At 61.7% G+C, this 16,022-nt stretch carries 11 protein-coding genes; 9 read left to right on the top strand and 2 right to left on the bottom strand.

Features of this window, described 5'->3' with window-relative positions:
• The first annotated feature begins 77 nt into the window (after positions 1-77).
• The 9 genes from NZ453_RS19430 (at position 78) to NZ453_RS19390 (ending at position 13,873) form a co-directional block, all read left to right on the top strand.
• Complete coding sequence (locus tag NZ453_RS19430; protein ID WP_263772568.1) at positions 78-875, top strand: (Fe-S)-binding protein; 798 nt, start codon at positions 78-80, stop codon at positions 873-875.
• Positions 872-1,561, top strand: coding sequence for a LutC/YkgG family protein (locus NZ453_RS19425; RefSeq protein WP_263772567.1), 690 nt, complete (start codon positions 872-874; stop codon positions 1,559-1,561). Before NZ453_RS19430 ends, NZ453_RS19425 begins: the two co-directional genes overlap by 4 nt.
• Positions 1,558-2,988, top strand: coding sequence for a LutB/LldF family L-lactate oxidation iron-sulfur protein (locus NZ453_RS19420; RefSeq protein ID WP_263772566.1), 1,431 nt, complete (start codon positions 1,558-1,560; stop codon positions 2,986-2,988). Before NZ453_RS19425 ends, NZ453_RS19420 begins: the two co-directional genes overlap by 4 nt.
• Positions 2,985-5,804, top strand: a complete 2,820-nt coding sequence (locus tag NZ453_RS19415; protein WP_263772564.1) for an FAD-binding and (Fe-S)-binding domain-containing protein — start codon at positions 2,985-2,987, stop codon at positions 5,802-5,804. The genes NZ453_RS19420 and NZ453_RS19415 overlap by 4 nt, the downstream gene beginning before the upstream one ends.
• Positions 5,805-5,895: 91 nt before the next feature.
• Positions 5,896-7,557 (top strand): L-lactate permease, encoded by a 1,662-nt coding sequence (locus NZ453_RS19410; protein WP_263772562.1) that lies wholly within the window; start codon positions 5,896-5,898, stop codon positions 7,555-7,557.
• A gap of 15 nt (positions 7,558-7,572) precedes the next feature.
• Complete coding sequence (locus NZ453_RS19405) at positions 7,573-8,025, top strand: universal stress protein (RefSeq protein ID WP_263772561.1); 453 nt, start codon at positions 7,573-7,575, stop codon at positions 8,023-8,025.
• Between the two features lie 504 nt (positions 8,026-8,529).
• The gene (locus NZ453_RS19400) at positions 8,530-8,868 is read left to right on the top strand and encodes an STAS domain-containing protein (RefSeq protein WP_263772560.1); all 339 of its coding nucleotides are present in this window, start codon (positions 8,530-8,532) and stop codon (positions 8,866-8,868) included.
• Between the two features lie 58 nt (positions 8,869-8,926).
• Positions 8,927-11,395, top strand: a complete 2,469-nt coding sequence (locus tag NZ453_RS19395; RefSeq protein WP_263772559.1) for a SpoIIE family protein phosphatase — start codon at positions 8,927-8,929, stop codon at positions 11,393-11,395.
• Between the two features lie 9 nt (positions 11,396-11,404).
• Positions 11,405-13,873: an ATP-binding protein gene (locus NZ453_RS19390; protein WP_263772558.1), complete on the top strand. Its 2,469-nt coding sequence runs from the start codon at positions 11,405-11,407 to the stop codon at positions 13,871-13,873.
• On the opposite strand, the gene NZ453_RS19385 is transcribed toward NZ453_RS19390, so the two are convergent.
• Together NZ453_RS19385 and NZ453_RS19380 are read right to left on the bottom strand one after the other, a co-directional pair.
• Positions 13,867-14,388, bottom strand: a complete 522-nt coding sequence (locus NZ453_RS19385; RefSeq protein ID WP_263772557.1) for an AP2/ERF family transcription factor — start codon at positions 14,386-14,388, stop codon at positions 13,867-13,869. The genes NZ453_RS19390 and NZ453_RS19385 overlap by 7 nt on opposite strands.
• A 118-nt stretch (positions 14,389-14,506) precedes the next feature.
• On the bottom strand, positions 14,507-15,742 hold the full coding sequence (locus NZ453_RS19380) for an Imm71 family immunity protein (RefSeq protein ID WP_263772556.1): 1,236 nt from the start codon (positions 15,740-15,742) through the stop codon (positions 14,507-14,509).
• Between the last annotated feature and the right edge of the window lie 280 nt (positions 15,743-16,022).

Raw genomic sequence — 16,022 nt, 5'->3', positions numbered from 1 at the left:
AACTTGATGGTCATACCAGATTACCACTCGATGACCATCATGCTGCGAACATCGTGAATGCCGAAAGGAGCAAGTCGATGTCGAACACCAGCCACCGGCACTATCCAGCTAAGCCCGGAGACGTATATCTTTTTGCAACCTGCCTGGTCGATCAGTTCGCCCCGGAAGCGGGTCTCGACACCGTGCGTCTCCTGGAAAGGGAAGGCATTCGCGTGCATTTTCCCGAGGCGCAAACCTGCTGCGGGCAGCCCGCCTACTCGAGCGGTTACCCGGACGAAGCACGAGCCGTCGCCCGGCAACAGCTCGACCTGTTTCCCCGTCCGTGGCCCGTCGTCGTTCCCTCCGGTTCGTGCGCGGCGATGATTCGCCATCACTACCCCAGCCTTTTTGCCGACGAACCCACCCTCGCGGAACGGGCGCGCGAACTTGGCGAACGCGTCTTCGAACTGTCGGAATTCCTCGTGCATGTCGTCGGTTTCCAGCACAACGATGCCGTGGAACCTTGCACCGTGGCACTGCACACCTCATGCCACGCGCGCCGGGAAATGGGATCCCACACAACAAGCACCGCGCTTCTGCGCGGCCTACCGAACGTCAAACTCGTCGAGCAGGCGCACGCCGAAGAATGCTGCGGTTTCGGCGGGACCTTCGCCATCCGGCATCCGGATATCTCGGAGGCGATGGCGGACGACAAGGTGCAAAGCCTGCGAGCGACAGGCGCCGGCCTCGTCGTTAGCGCCGATTGCGGCTGCCTGTTCAATATCGTGGGCCACGCCGCGAAACAGGACGAACGTGCTGGGAACGCCAAACCCACCCTGCCCGGCGAGCACCTCGCGACTTTCCTCTGGCGGCGGACGGGCGGAGAACGATCATGAGCACCACCCGCGAGCGGATTCTCGGACGCCTGCGGTCGGTACCCTCGGCAGACGTTGCGGCCCCGGCGGTCGACGCTTGGTACGCCAGCCAGGAGGACGATGACGCCAGCGCACGCGTCGGAAAACTCACCGCGGCACTTGAAGCCTCTCACGCCGAGGTGCATCACTGCGCTTCACGCGATTGGTCCTCGGTGGTTCTCCGTATTGCGGAAGAAAAATCTCTACGGACGCTGCTGGTCGGCGCCGGCACGCCGCATGGCGAAGCATTGCGCCGGCAAAACGACAGTGGCAACGCCACGAAATCGGATCTGCAGATCGTGGACTACGCGGCAAGTTTCGAGACCTGGCGCGAGCGCTTGTTCGAGAACATCGACGCCGGCCTGTCGGTAGCCCATAGCGCGATCGCCGAAACCGGCAGTCTGATCCTCTGGACGGGGCCATCGGAACCGCGCCTGCTGTCGCTGGTACCGCCGGTCCATTTCGTCCTGCTCGACGTCGACCGCATTCACGCCACGCTGTACGCGGCGATGCAAACGGAACGTTGGAGCGCCGGCTTGCCGACAAACGTCCTGCTCGTTTCCGGCCCGTCGAAGACCGCCGATATCCAGCAAACGCTGGCCTACGGCGCCCACGGGCCGCGCGAGCTTGTTGTCATTCTTCGCCATGCGGACGGAGGTGCATCGTGAGCCAGACCGTCCACTTCCACTCGGCCAAGGAATTCGCCGACCGCACGCGCGCCGCCGTCGGGAATCCTGCACACCGCCGCAGCTTCCGCGGCGCCATGGATTTTCTGCAGGCCAAACGCGCGGCGCAGTTTCCCGACCCGCAAGCCTTCGAAAACCTACGTACTCTCGGCGAAGCGATCCGCCGCTACAGCCTGGCGCACCTGCCGGACTTGCTCGAACGGCTCGAAGCCCGCCTGACCGCCAACGGCTTCCACGTGCATTGGGCCGAGACGGCCGAGGACGCCAATGCGATTGCCCTCGACATCGCCCGACGCATCGAAGCCCGGCACGTCATCAAGGGCAAGTCGATGGTCAGCGAGGAAGTCGGCTTCAACCACGCAATGGAAGCAGCCGGCATCGAGGCCTTGGAGTCGGATATGGGCGAGTACATCGTCCAACTGGCCGGGGAAACGCCGTCGCACATCATCATGCCGGCGATTCACAAGACGAAACAGGAAATCGCCACCCTCTTCGCCGAACGCATCCCCGGTGTGGATTACACCGAAGACGTCGATGAACTCATACGCATCGGCCGCCAAGTATTGCGCCGCAAGTTCCTCGCAGCCGACATCGGTCTCTCGGGCGTGAACTTCGCCGTGGCCGAGACGGGCACCCTTTGCCTTGTCGAGAATGAAGGCAACGGGCGCATGTGCACGACGGTCCCGCGTATCCATATCGCAATCACCGGGATCGAGAAGGTTGTCGAAAAACTCGAACACGTTCCTCCGCTCTACAGCCTGCTCACGCGCTCGGCGACCGGCCAGGCGGTGACCACCTACCTCAACCTGATCAGCGGTCCGCGCCGCTCCGGCGAGCTCGACGGGCCTGAGGAGGTGCACCTGATTCTCGTCGACAACGGCCGCAGCCGCGCCTACGCCGACGAGCAGATGCGCGCGACGCTGCAATGCATCCGCTGCGGCGCCTGCATGAACCACTGTCCGGTGTATGCGCGCATCGGAGGACATGCCTACGGCACCACCTACCCCGGGCCGATCGGCGCCATCGTGTCGCCCCACCTGCTCGGCCTCGAATCGACCTATCCGCTGGCGTTCGCCTCGACGCTGTGCGGCGCGTGCGGCGAAGTGTGCCCCGTGCGCATCCCGATTCCCGAATTGCTCGTCCGCCTGCGCAACGAAGCACAGGCGCTGCCGACGGCGAATGCGCCCGTACGCGGCCGGGGCGCCGCGCGCCGGATGCTGCCCAGCGCTGTCTGGCGCGGCTGGGCCTTCGTCTATGGGCATTTGAAAACGTACCGGCTCGTCTCGTGGCTCTTGAGCCGCGGCCGCGCGCTCTCCCCTGCCAACCAGGGTGCTTGGACGGCAAGCCGGACGCCGCTGGTGCCCGCGCCAAAGCGCCTGCGCGATCTGCTCAAGGAACATTCGCGTTGAGCCGGACGGATACAGCAGCTCTGGTTGCCGCGCTGCGCCGGGCATTGCCGTCCCGGCAGGTGATTACCGACGAACTGCGCCGACTGGCGTACGGCACCGACGCGAGCTTTTACCGGCTGATCCCGGAAGTCGTCGCCATCGTCGAGTCGGAAACCGAGGTACAGACGCTGCTTGCCGAAGCTTCCCGCCACGGACGGCCAATCACATTCCGCGCGGCGGGTACAAGCCTTTCCGGCCAGGCTGTGACGGACGGTGTGCTCGCCTTGATCGGCGAAGGGTTCGCGACCTGGGAGATCGCCCCGGATGCCGCGACAGTCCGCCTGGGGCCCGGCCTCATCGGCGCCAGCGCCAACGCGCGGCTCGCTCCTTTCGGACGCAAGATCGGTCCGGACCCGGCGTCGATCAACGCGTGCAAGATCGGCGGCATCGCCGCCAACAATGCCTCCGGAATGTGCTGCGGCACGGCGCAGAACAGCTACCAAACGCTCACCGGCCTGCGCGTCATCCTCGCCGACGGCGCGGTGCTGGATACCGAAGACGCCGAATCCGTCGCGCATTTCAAGGCGAGCCACGCCCCCTTGCTCGATGGCTTGTCGGCACTGCGTGCCGAAACGCTCGCCGACGACGCGCTCGCTGCACGTATCCGGCACAAATTCAAGATCAAGAACACGACGGGCTACAGCCTTAACGCGTTGGTCGACTTCGACGATCCCGTCGACATCCTCGCGCACCTGATGATCGGTTCCGAAGGCACGCTCGGCTTCATCTCGCGCATCACCTACCGCACGGTCCCCGACGAAGCGTTCAAGGCGAGCGCGCTGGTCTTCTTTCCGGACATTGAGACCGCATGCCAAGCGGTGGTCCGCCTTAAACCGCAGCCGGTGTCCGCCGTCGAGCTTCTCGACCGCGCCGCCCTGCGCTCGGTCGAAAACAAGTCTGGTCTGCCGCCTGAGATCCGCGCGCTCGGTGATCAGGCGACGGCGTTGCTCGTCGAAGTGCGGGCCGACGAGCCCGACGAACGGCAACGGCGTGTCGATGCGGTGCTGAGCGCGCTCGCAGGCATCGTCACCGTCCATCCGCCGCAGTTCTCGACCGACGCGGCCACCTGCGAAACGTATTGGAAAGTGCGCAAGGGCACCTTTCCCTCGGTAGGCGCGGTGCGCCGCGCGGGAACGACGGTGATCATTGAGGACGTGGCCTTCCCGGTCGAATCGCTCGCTGCAGCGACGCTGGACCTGCAGGGGTTGTTGCGCAAGCACGGCTACGACGAGGCGATCATTTTCGGCCACGCGCTCGAAGGCAATCTGCACTTCGTGTTCACGCAGGACTTCAGCCACCCGGACGAAGTCGCCCGCTACGCAGGATTCATGAACGAGGTTTGCCATCTCGTCGTCGACACGTACGACGGCTCGCTGAAGGCCGAGCACGGAACTGGCCGCAACATGGCGCCCTTTGTCGAGCTGGAATGGGGAGCTCAGGCCACCTCCCTGATGCGGCGTATCAAGACGCTGTTCGATCCAGCCAACCGGCTTAACCCCGGCGTCCTGCTCGATGACGACCCACAGGCGCATTTGCGACACCTCAAGCCGATGCCGGCGGCGGAGAATCTCATCGACCGCTGCATCGAATGCGGCTTCTGCGAGCCGATGTGCCCGTCACACCAACTGACGCTCTCGCCGCGCCAGCGGATCGTCGCTTGGCGCGCGCTATCGTCGTTCGAATCGGCGTCCGAGTCGGCAAACGCGAAAGGCGACGGTACGCCGCACGCTTCGGCCAAGGACTTTCTCTACGCCGGCCTCGATACTTGCGCGGGTTGCGGCCTTTGTTCCACCGCCTGCCCGGTATCGATCAACACGGGCGATCTGACGCGTCTCCTCCGCGGGCACCGACTTGGGAACGTCGCACGACAGATCGGCCACTGGTCGGCGGATCATTTCGGGCAGGTCGCCGGACTCGGCCGCATGGCGTTGGGCGCCGGCCACGTCGCGTCGCGCGTACTCGGAGACGACCTGCTCGCCACCCTCTCGGGCGGCGCCTGGAAACGCGGAATGCCGCGCCCCGGAACGGCTCCACAACCCGTGTCCGACGTCGCCGGCGATCCGGTCGTGTATTTCCCGACCTGCGCCAACCGGATTTTCGGGCCGAGCGGCGCGGATGAGCGCCCCTTGCCGGATGTTGTCATCGAACTGCTGCGCCGCGCGGGCTACGCACCGCGCCTACCCGAACGCGTCGACACACTGTGCTGCGGGCAGATGCTCGCCAGCAAGGGCCTCGCGGACGAAGCGGACGCAATGGCCGAGCGCCTCGCCGGGACCCTGCTCAAGCTCGCGGACGACGGACACGGCGGCTTTCATCCGGTAGTCATGGACGCCAGCGCCTGCTCGTCCCGAATGCGCAAACATCTTGCCGGCCGCCTGCGCATCCTCGATTTTCACGAGTTTGCCCACGACGCCTTGTTGCCGCGACTCATTATCACCCGTCAGCCAGGGCCGGTCGCGCTACACATCAACTGCAGCGTACGTTGCAGCGCGACGGACGAACCGCTACGCAAACTTGTCGCCGCCTGCGTCGAGCAGGTCGTCGAGCCCACCGACGTCGGTTGTTGCGGTTTCGGCGGCGATCGGGGTTTCGTCGTCCCCGAGCTCAATGCACACGCCCTGCGCCATATTCACTCCGCCCTCCCCGCTGAATGCCGCGAGGGCGTCTCCACCAACCGCACGTGCGAGATCGGACTGACCGCAGAGACGGGCCGCCGGTATCGCTCGATCGCCTACCTACTCGAAGAGTGCAGCAGGAAGGAGGACCAAGCCTACTGACCCACCCACCGAATCGCGGCGTGTACCGTCAAACGCGCAAGAAGACCCAAAGGCTCGGCGCAAACAATACCTACACCTTTGGAGGAAACATATGGTTTGGCAACAAGTGTACAACCCGCTTGGCAGCATGTTTCTATCGACGCTCGTCGCTTCCGTCCCGGTGGCCGTGATGCTCATCGGCTTAGGTTTCCTGCATTTGAAGGCGCATATCGCGGCCGGCGCCGGGCTGCTCGCCGCGATTCTCATCGCCGTGCTTGCCTACGGCATGCCGACCGAGATGGCGCTCAAATCGGCGTTGCTCGGCGGCCTCACGGGTCTCATGCCCATTGGGTGGATCGTCCTCAATATCATCTTTCTGCATCAACTCACCGAACAGAACGGCTCTTTCAAGGTTCTTCAAGACTCGATCGCGGGCATCACGCCGGACCGCCGCCTGCAACTGCTGCTCATTGCCTTCGCCTTCGGCGCTTTCTTCGAGGGTGCGGCGGGCTTCGGCACGCCGGTGGCCGTAACGGCCGCCATTCTCATTGGACTGGGCTTTTCGCCGCTCGCGGCTTCCGGTCTCTCGTTGATCGCCAACACCGCGCCGGTCGCCTACGGGGCGCTCGGCACGCCGGTAATTACGTTGGCCAAAGTCCACGGTTACGACCTCATGGCCGTCTCGGGGATGATCGGCCGCCAGTTGCCGTTCTTTTCCGTGATGGTGCCGTTCTGGTTGATCTGGGCTTTTGCCGGACGCCGAGGGATGTTGCAGATATGGCCCGCGATCCTCGTCACTGGCGTCAGCTTTGCGATCCCGCAATACCTTGTCTCCAACTTCATCGGGCCGGAACTCGTCGACGTCATTGCCGCCCTGTCGTCGATGACCTGCCTCGTGCTGTTTTTGCGCGTGTGGCAGCCGAAGGAAGTCTGGCGTTCGGTCACACTCAAGGGCAAAGAAGAGGACAGCGGCGAGGGCCATTCCCTTCCGCCGCCGGTACGGCACTCGACCGCCGACGTGGTACGCGCCTGGACACCGTGGATCATCCTGACGGTCTTCGTGTTCATCTGGGGCCTGCCTTCGGTAAAGGCTTTCTTCAACGGGCTCTATGCGCCGAGCTTCCCGATCGACGGACTGCACCAGATGGTTGAAAAAGTGGCGCCCGTCGTGCGCACGCCGACCAAGGAAAGCGCCGTGTACGTCTTCGGGCTGCTTTCCGCAACCGGTACCGGCATCCTGGCCGCGGCACTCGTCGGCGGATTCACGATGAAGTACAGCTTGGGGCAACTCGTCGCCGCCTACGGCCGCACGCTGTTCATGGTGCGCTTTTCGCTGCTCACGATCGTCCTGATGCTCGGTCTCGGCACCCTGACCCGGTTCTCCGGCCTCGATACGACGCTGGGTCTCGCCTTTGCCACCACCGGGGTTTTGTACCCGTTCTTTGGCACCCTGATGGGCTGGCTCGGCGTGGCGTTGACCGGTTCGGATACGGCGAGCAACGTGCTCTTCGGTGGCATGCAGAAGGTGGCGGCTGAACAGCTCGGCCTTTCACCCAACCTGATGGGCGCGGCGAACAGTTCGGGCGGCGTCATGGGCAAGATGATCGACGCGCAGTCCATCGTGGTCGCGTCCACGGCAACCCGCTGGTTCGATCACGAGGGCGACATTCTGCGCTACGTTTTCTTCCACTCGATTGCCCTCGCTTGTCTGGTCGGAATATTCGTCACTCTACAGGCGTACGTCTGGCCCTTCACCACGCTCGTCATCAAGTAACGGAGGAGATCCACCATGAGCAAACGAATCTTTGTCGCTATCGACAGCAGCCCAACCGCCGCCAAGGCGCTCGAGGAAGCCATAGAACTCGCGAAGGCACTTCGCGCGAATTTGTGCATCGCCCACGCCTCCGACGAATCTTCCCTGATGCAACACGGAATGGGCCTTGGGTCGTACATCGACGTGGACAAGGTGAAAGTCGAAATCCAGGAAGCCGCCAATAAGTTGCTCGATCAGGCCGTCGCCAAGGCGGTCGGCGCCGGTGTCCAGCCCGAGCGGTTGCAGATCGAGTCAACCGAGAAGCGAGTGGCCGAAATGCTCGCCGAGGCGGCCAAGAAATGGCGTGCCGACCTAATGGTCGTGGGCACGCATGGACGGCGGGGCGTACAGCGTCTTCTAGTCGGCAGTGTCGCGGAAAACCTCGTCCGTATCGGTGGAACGTCACTGCTACTCGTACGAGGAAAATAGGCGGGGGTCGCCGGCGCTGCAAAAAAAAGCGCCGGCGTGAAAGTGTGAAGCTTTCGCATTGGCTCATGGAGACATGTAGTTGATGTTATCTATCAACATAACTACGCAATATATTGTTTATTTTTACTAAAAACCATTTTTAATCACTCAGCCACGGGTAACGACATCACCTTGAAGAGCGTTTCTGCCCACGGAATCCAGTTTTTCACAATCACTTTATCATTTCATCGTAACACGCTGTTTTTGCTTAAAAACTGCAAAATTGCCGTGTTCGTTCTTGGTACCTGCCGCCGACAGCCGAGCTAGTGCGGTTGGCAACCTCGATTCGCCCCCCTTTTCAATCATTTTGCATTCCTGACACAAGCTCCCCACCCATTTTTGGTTCAATGCCCGGGCATCGACACAGTTTGCGAAGGCCCCGCATTCAAGAACGCCCGGGCACCGCAACACACGAAATAGCAGCAAGGAGGCGGTAGGCCGCCGGACTCCTGGCAGGAGACGATCATGCAGATTAGGGCGGAACCACTGAGCGAAGCCGAAGGCATTGCCATCGTCATCGAGTGCGAAAACCTCGATGCGGGGAATGCGCAGCGCTTCAAGGAGCAGGTTCAACCCTACCTGGATGCCCAAGCTCTCGTCATCATCGACATGTGCGCCGTACGTTTCGTCGACAGTTCGGGTCTCGGCGCAATGCTCGCCTGCCTGCGCAGCATGAACAACAAGCAGGGACAGCTGAAACTCGTCTCCCTGGCTTCTCCTGTACGCGCTTTGTTCGAACTGGTGAGAATGCACCGGATCTTCTCGATCTATGACACCCGCGAGGACGCGCTGGCGTCGCTGTAGGGCGCCTTCGTCTTCGCAAACCTGATGGAGCAGCCATGAAAGAGTTGCGATTCGCGCAATGAGCGCCATTGCCCCGACGCCGCTTTGCGCCCTCACACCGACTGTCGCGACGGTCCTGGTAGTCGACCGCTCGCCCGAATCCGACGCGTATGTGCAGGCACTGGCGATCGATTGGCACGTTGTCCATGCCGGATTGGGCGCCGACGCTTTGCGTCTGGGGCGGGAATCCTGCCCGCAGTTGATTGTGGTCGACGTGACCACGCCCGAAGACAAGGGTTTCGACACGGCCAGGGCACTGCACGGGGATGCGCAACTCGCCCATGTCCCTATCGTTTTCCTCGCTGATGCTGAAAACCGCGAGGCGCATATTTTCGGCCTTGGCCTCGGTGCCGCCGATATCATTACCAAACCGATCGATGTGCATGTTTTGCGCCTACGGATCTTCAACATTCTGGAGCGCGAACACTTGCGGACCACTGCGCTGGTCTGCAAACAGGAATTGCAGACCGCACTGGCGGAAAAAGCTTCCGCACTCAACCTGCTGGAATCACTATTCAATGCCTCGTCTAACGCGCTCATCGTTACCGATTCCCACTTCACGGTCGTGAAGACGAATCCGCTCGCGGCCGCGTATTTCGATGGCTCCGAGCAGCCTGCGGTCGGCGGATCGATGAGCCGTCTTGCGTTTACCGACGCCAACGGACACTGTATCCCTTTGGAAGTCCTCGCCGAGTCAACCGAGGTCGTCGAATGCGTCGTCCGACTGCCGCCAGGCAATACGCTGTCACTCGAACTCCGTGCGCGGCCGGTTTCCGGCAACAACGGCGAACCGCTCCACCTGTTCATCCTGCATGACATCTCCACCCGTATCGCGCTCGAGAAGGAACGGCAGAGCGCGATCCAGGACATACTGCAGAAGGCAGCCGAACTCGGCGTCCAGAAACACGCCATCGATAGCCACGCGCTAGTCAGCATCACGGACGCGAACCACGTCATCACGTACGTCAACAGCAAGTTCTGCGCGGTATCCGGTTATAGCACCGACGAGCTCATCGGGCGTCCACACAATATGCTGAAGTCGAGCGTTCATTCGCCTAGCTTCTACAGGGACCTTGTCGAAACGATCCGCAACGGCCAGAGCTGGCAAGGCGAGATCGCCAACAGGGCGAAGGATGGGCGCATCTTCTGGCTCGAAATGACGATCGTGCCGTGGGTCGTCGATCACGGCGTGCCCCAGCAATATGTGGCCATCAGCACCGACATCACCGACCGCCGCTCGGCGGAGGAACAGCTTCAATTGGCACGTACGCGCGAGCTCGAAATCGGCGCGGAAATACAGGGGCGATTGCTGTTCGGCGCCCCGCCGCAAAAATTCGCCGGCCTTTCGATCGCTTCGTTCAGTGAGCCGTCGCAGGGCATCGACGGGGATTTCTACACGTTCACCAAACTCAACAACTCGACAATTGAAGTGTTGACCGGCGACGTCATGGGCAAAGGTATCAAGGCCGCGCTCATCGCCGCGGGAGTGAAAAGCGCCTATCGGCGCGCCTTTGTCGAAATGGTATGCGGCGGCGGCCTGCGCAAGACACCTACCCCGTCGGAGATCGTCAACGCCCTGAACGAGGCCACGTATTCCGAGTTGTGCGAGCTGGGTGCCTTCGTCACCCTGACGCTCGCGCGCTTCGATCGACGGGCAGGAACGGTCACCTGGGTAAACGCCGGGCACACGCCTATGCTCGTCGGGCGCAGCGCAAGTTACACCGTGGAGGAACTCCCCGAAGGCAACTTGCCGATCGGCGTCATCCCGAATGAGCGCTACGAGGAACATGTGACGCAAATCGGTGTGGGCGATATCGTGATGCTCTACTCCGACGGCATTTCGGATTCGACAAATTCCGATGGCGAAGCTTACGGCGACTGGCCGGTGAAAGAGATTCTGCGGCTGGCGCTGATCAACGAGGCTTCGCCCTCGATCACACTCAACTCGCTGCGCAGCGATCTGCACAATTTCACGCGCGCAACGACGGGCGGGGACGATCGCACGGCCCTCGTCATTCAGTCGCGCCACCAGCGTACCGAGCGGCGAGGCCATGTCTCCGACCGCCGGCGCCCCGTCTATCTCGATCTGCCCCGACGACTCGATCGGCTCGAGTCGCTGCGCCACCATATCGACGGGCTCTGTGCCGACCAGCCGGAAGACTTCCGGCAATCGTTAGCCTTGGCCGCCTTCGAGGCAGCGACCAATATCGTCCGCCATACCCCGAGAAACCTCAAGGAAACGCCCTTCACCGCCGTTCTACGGCGCACTGCGGAGACGGCTTCCGTCGAACTGGTGTCGGAAGGCGAACCCTTCGTCCCGGACGGCACGCCGACCCCGGATTTCACGGGAAACACCTTCGGCGGCTTCGGTCTGTATATCATTGAGAACTGTGTCGACAAAGTCGAATACAAGGCGCCGATGCCCGGCATGGCGAGCATCGTGTTGACGAAGCAGTTTCCAACGCCGGGGTATCACTCCCGAAACTGAGAAAGGGTCATGGGCGTACGATCTCTTGCGGCATCGGTCGAAGATCTGTTGCGGCAACTGGAAAGCGGCCCCCCGGGAGTGATGACGCCTCGGGACAAATCGCTTCTTGCGACCCTGGCCCGGCGCCTTGCGCAACTCACCGAGGTCCCGGATGCCTCAGCTGCGACAATCGAAGATGCGTCCTTCAGGCACGAGCGCATCGCTCGCATTCATTTCGACTACTCGCTCGCCGGCATTTTCGAGACCGATTCCACGCTGCGTATCGGGCGCGCCAACCCGGCTGCGATCAGCATCACACGGCAGACAATGAAGCAGCTGCGCGGCCGGCGCCTGGATGAGCTGTTCTCGGAGGACAGCCGCGAACGCCGCGAAGCGCACTTCGCGCTATTGCGCGAGCAAGGAATCAGCCATGCCGAACTGAACTTGGTCGACGCAGACGGAGCCTTGTTGTGCATTGACATCTCGTCGATTCAGGCGCACGACGACCTCTTCATCCACGTCATCGACGACGTGACCAAGGCTCGCGAACAAGCGCGGGCGCTGCGCGAAGCGCGCCAGGCAGCGGAGGCCGCCAACCGTGCCAAGGACGAGTTCCTCGCCAACGTCAGCCATGAAATCCGCACGCCGCTGAACGGAATCCTCGGGCTCACGCAATTGGCGCTGATGACCGAATTGACGGCGCAGCAGCGAGACTACCTTGAAAAGGCGGCTCAGTCGGGCAAGACGCTGCAACGCATGCTCAACGACCTTCTGGATTTTGCCAAGATCGAATCAGGCAAGCTCGAGTACGAATCGCTACCGCTCGACCTCTACGAAGTCATCGACGAACTCGCCGCAATCGTCGCCCACTCAGCGATCGGAAAGTGTCTCGAGATCGCGTTCGACATCGCCGCTGACGTACCTCGGCGCATCGTCGGCGACCGGCTGCGCCTGAGCCAGGTTCTCAACAACCTGTTCAGTAACGCGATCAAGTTCACCGACACCGGCCACGTTCTGCTTTGCGTGACGCGCCATAACGATAGCGACAGCGGCGGACCGGACGAATTGCATTTCGCCGTCACCGACACCGGAGCCGGCATCCGCCAGCAAACGCTAGCGCGCCTTTTTCAGCCCTTTACGCAGGCCGATGCCAGCACGACGCGCCGCTTCGGCGGCACCGGACTGGGCCTCGTCATCGCCCGCCAACTGGCGCGAGGGATGGGCGGGGATCTGGCCGTTGAAAGCACCGAAGGATATGGCAGCACGTTTGAACTGCGCGTGCCATTGCGCCGAGCGGAAGTAACGGAAACGCCCTCCTCGCTGCCAATTGGAGATGTTGCGCTCGATATCGATAGGCGACACACCCGTGATGCGGTTACCCGGCTCGTCGCGTTGCTCCGAGGCTCTGTCGTTTCCTCTTCGCAAGCTGCTTCGTTTCGCATCGTTGATGTAAGCGACGATCGCTTGCCCTCTCCTGAAGCGATCGGGGTATTGCGCGGCCCCCATCTATTCCTCGCAGACGCCGAATCCTGCGTCCGCCTGAAGCCGCTGCTCGCCGCACGCGCGGACGTCGATGTGGTGGCACGCCCGCTCACACCGCTTGTGCTGCAGCAAGTCGCGCAGCGGCTTCGCGTGCAAGCAGACTCTGGACACCAAGAGCCGAAGGATTACGGCATTCCCGAAGAATTCCACGGCGCGGTCGTCGCCGTCGCCGAAGATGTCGAGGTAAACCGACGAGTCATCGCGGGGCTGCTCGAACGCGCCGGTCTCAACGTTCGCTTGGCGACCAATGGCATGGAGCTGCTCGACCTGATCGGAGACACCGGCCCACCTCCCGAGCTGGTATTCATGGATATCCACATGCCAGGCATGGATGGCCTGGAAGTCACGCGTCAATTGCGGCGGCAAGGCTGGGCCGGGCCGGTCGTCGCCCTGTCCGCGGCCGTCGCTCACTCCGAGCAGGAGGCTTGTGTAGCCGCCGGGATGAATGATTTTCTACCCAAACCGATCGATCCCGAAGATCTTTGGGGTGTCTTGACCCGCTGGCTGAAACCTCGGCCGGCACCCGCAACCACAGCAAGTCGAGAGGTTTCGCCGGAGCCCCTGGCCGACGTCAAGAACGCCATGACGGAGAATGACATCTCCGCATTGCGGACCGCCTTCATTGAAGCGGGCATCGACTTCGATATCGCACTCTCGCGCTTTCTCGGAGATCTGGCCGTTTTCCGAATTGCCGTTCAACGCTTCGCTGCACAGCATGCGGATGACGGCAACGCATTGCGGAAGGCGTCGCAGTTGAATGATCGCCGACGCGTGGCCGAGTTGGCGCACAGTCTAAAAGGCGCATCGGCGGCGATCGGCGCTGACACGCTTTTCAGGCTCTCCGCCGTCATCGACGCGTTATGCGCCCAGCCTTCGGAAATGCCCTTCGATGTCCTGATTGACGGGGTTGAAGCCGCTCTTGGCAAGCTGGCGAGAGTGGCTTCGCTAGGCTACTGAACGGCTTCCGCCATCAGTTGGCGCGTCTCACCCACCATCGCAGGCACCCCAAGCAGCGCTTCGAACTCCTTGCGCGCTTCTACGGCTCGGCGATACGCCTCTTGTTCCCCGTACTTGGCAACCGAAAAACTCCGGCTGCGGAATGGAACCACGGACAACGGTGTCTGGGCTTGCCATACGACATGGATAACGATAGCGCCATTACGCGACCGCCGCGGCATTTTTTTCCGATACACGCCCGCATTGCCCGACGTATTGTGTTTGCGTAGCTGAGCGGAAAGCTCCGCCTTGCTCGTCCTCGGGAAGCGGTTCACCACGTCGTCCCGCCAAGCTTTCGCTGCGGCCAATGCTTCTGCCTCGCCCCCATAACGATGATCGAAGAAATATTTCTGGAAAAGAAGCTTCCCGCGCGACCTTGAAACCATTACTCGCCAGCCCAGCGGACCATCGGGGTCTTTCGAACGCCGGGAAATGCAACGCATCTCGACCGGCTGGATTGATTTACCTTTAAGCAATCGATTATCTCCTACAAATATCCGCAAACATCGTATTTACCTTTCGGCGACGGCATGCACTGTTCCTGCAATGCGCGGCACCTTTGCCTTCCGGCATCCCAGCACGTCAGTTCCTGCGCTAGACCTCGTCTTTAGCCAACAACCAAATTGCCTCGGCCGCCAGACCGTGCGGTATTCCGGGCATGGGCTCTCCTTCTTCGACGCTCATGCGCCGACCCTCCGTGGTAACCAGAAGCCATTCACCCCCCGTTGGGCAAGGTTCGCCCGGTCTGACGGCCAGTACGGCACCGGGTGTGCGGGCAATACGCGGTTCCGCATAAGCCGCTTCTTCTTCCGGAATGCTGGAATCGAGGTACCGCCTGTCTTCCCACAATAGCCGCCAGCCTACCGGCGCCTTACCACCAGAGCCGCCCGCTTCATAGGCAACAGCCATAGAGCCGGCAAGGAAATAGTTCGGGCACCCGACTTCACCGCTAGTTTCAAACTGAGGCGCTCCCGCTTTCCGCGCATCGAACCGGCCTGCCAGACGGTGCAGCACGTTTCCGAAGGCAATCCCTCCACGGGACGACACCGTGCCGCATGTCAGCCAAGGTTCCCATATCCCCGTCACCGGAATCGTTTGGCCATTCCACACCTGAAGCGAGGCGTCGGTGTTCTTTCCTGGGCAACGGGCAAGGGGCAATGGGCAAGAAATCGGCGGCCAATACGGGCCATCGGCTTCGGAACGTTCGAAAAATGACTCGAACGTCCAATAGGCGGTCGGCATTTCGCCTTGCGGCTGCGAAGACCATTCAGCGCCGAACGCTGTGCGGTAAAGCATGCGGAAGACCTCGGCGGCCCGTTGCACTTTCAAAACCGCCTTTCGATGCGTTGGCGGGCTCGGGCATGAGAATTGACTCTCGTCCCCGCCGGGTTTGCCGAAACCAAGGAGCGCATAGAAAGGATCACTGTCCCCGCCTGGCGTTACAGCGCGTTCGAAGAGCAATTCCCCGAAGCGATTCTCGGCGATGAAGCGATACGCCTCGTACTTCTCAGCGCCCGACCGCAACCGTTCCAAACCTTCTTCGATGCGCATCATCTCCTTGAGAAAAGCGCGATAGTCGGACTCATAGACGCCGAGGAGGAGCTTCTCATCGAAAATCCGCCGAGACGGCAACGGCAGGTTGATCCCGGCGGGGTTGCTCAATTGCGCGGCGAACGCGTCAAGAAAAGCGTGGCATTGGCGCCGCGCCTGGTCGAGGAAGGTGTAGCTGGTGTACTTCTTGAGCAAGTGAAAGACGGTGTCCCGCGTCTCCCGCTCTTCTTCGACTGTCATGGCTTGATCGAACATCGAAGTCTTGTTGATTGCGATCATTATTCTTTAGTCGGAACTCAGTCTTGAGCCCCCTTTGTCTCTTTGCATCCTAAGCAATGGGGCGATAAAGCCTGTAACTCCATTTGGATTTGATGCTCCGCGCACACCGTTTGCTGCGCACGTTTAGCTACGAAAAGTACGCTTCCCTTGCCAAATCGGGGGTTGAGCGTTGAAAAGACATAAAACGCACTTGACTGACATAAAACATCTGTATTGTTGTGAATGCGGATTGTATTTGGCGATGTTTATTTGTCAATAAGAGCCATAAAGCAATACGGTG

The sequence above is a fragment of the Propionivibrio soli genome (genome assembly GCF_025770765.1).
Classification (GTDB): Bacteria; Pseudomonadota; Gammaproteobacteria; order Burkholderiales; family Rhodocyclaceae; genus Propionivibrio; species Propionivibrio soli.
Note: the sequence above shows the minus strand (reverse complement) of the source record. Positions and strands in the feature narration are given on the sequence as shown.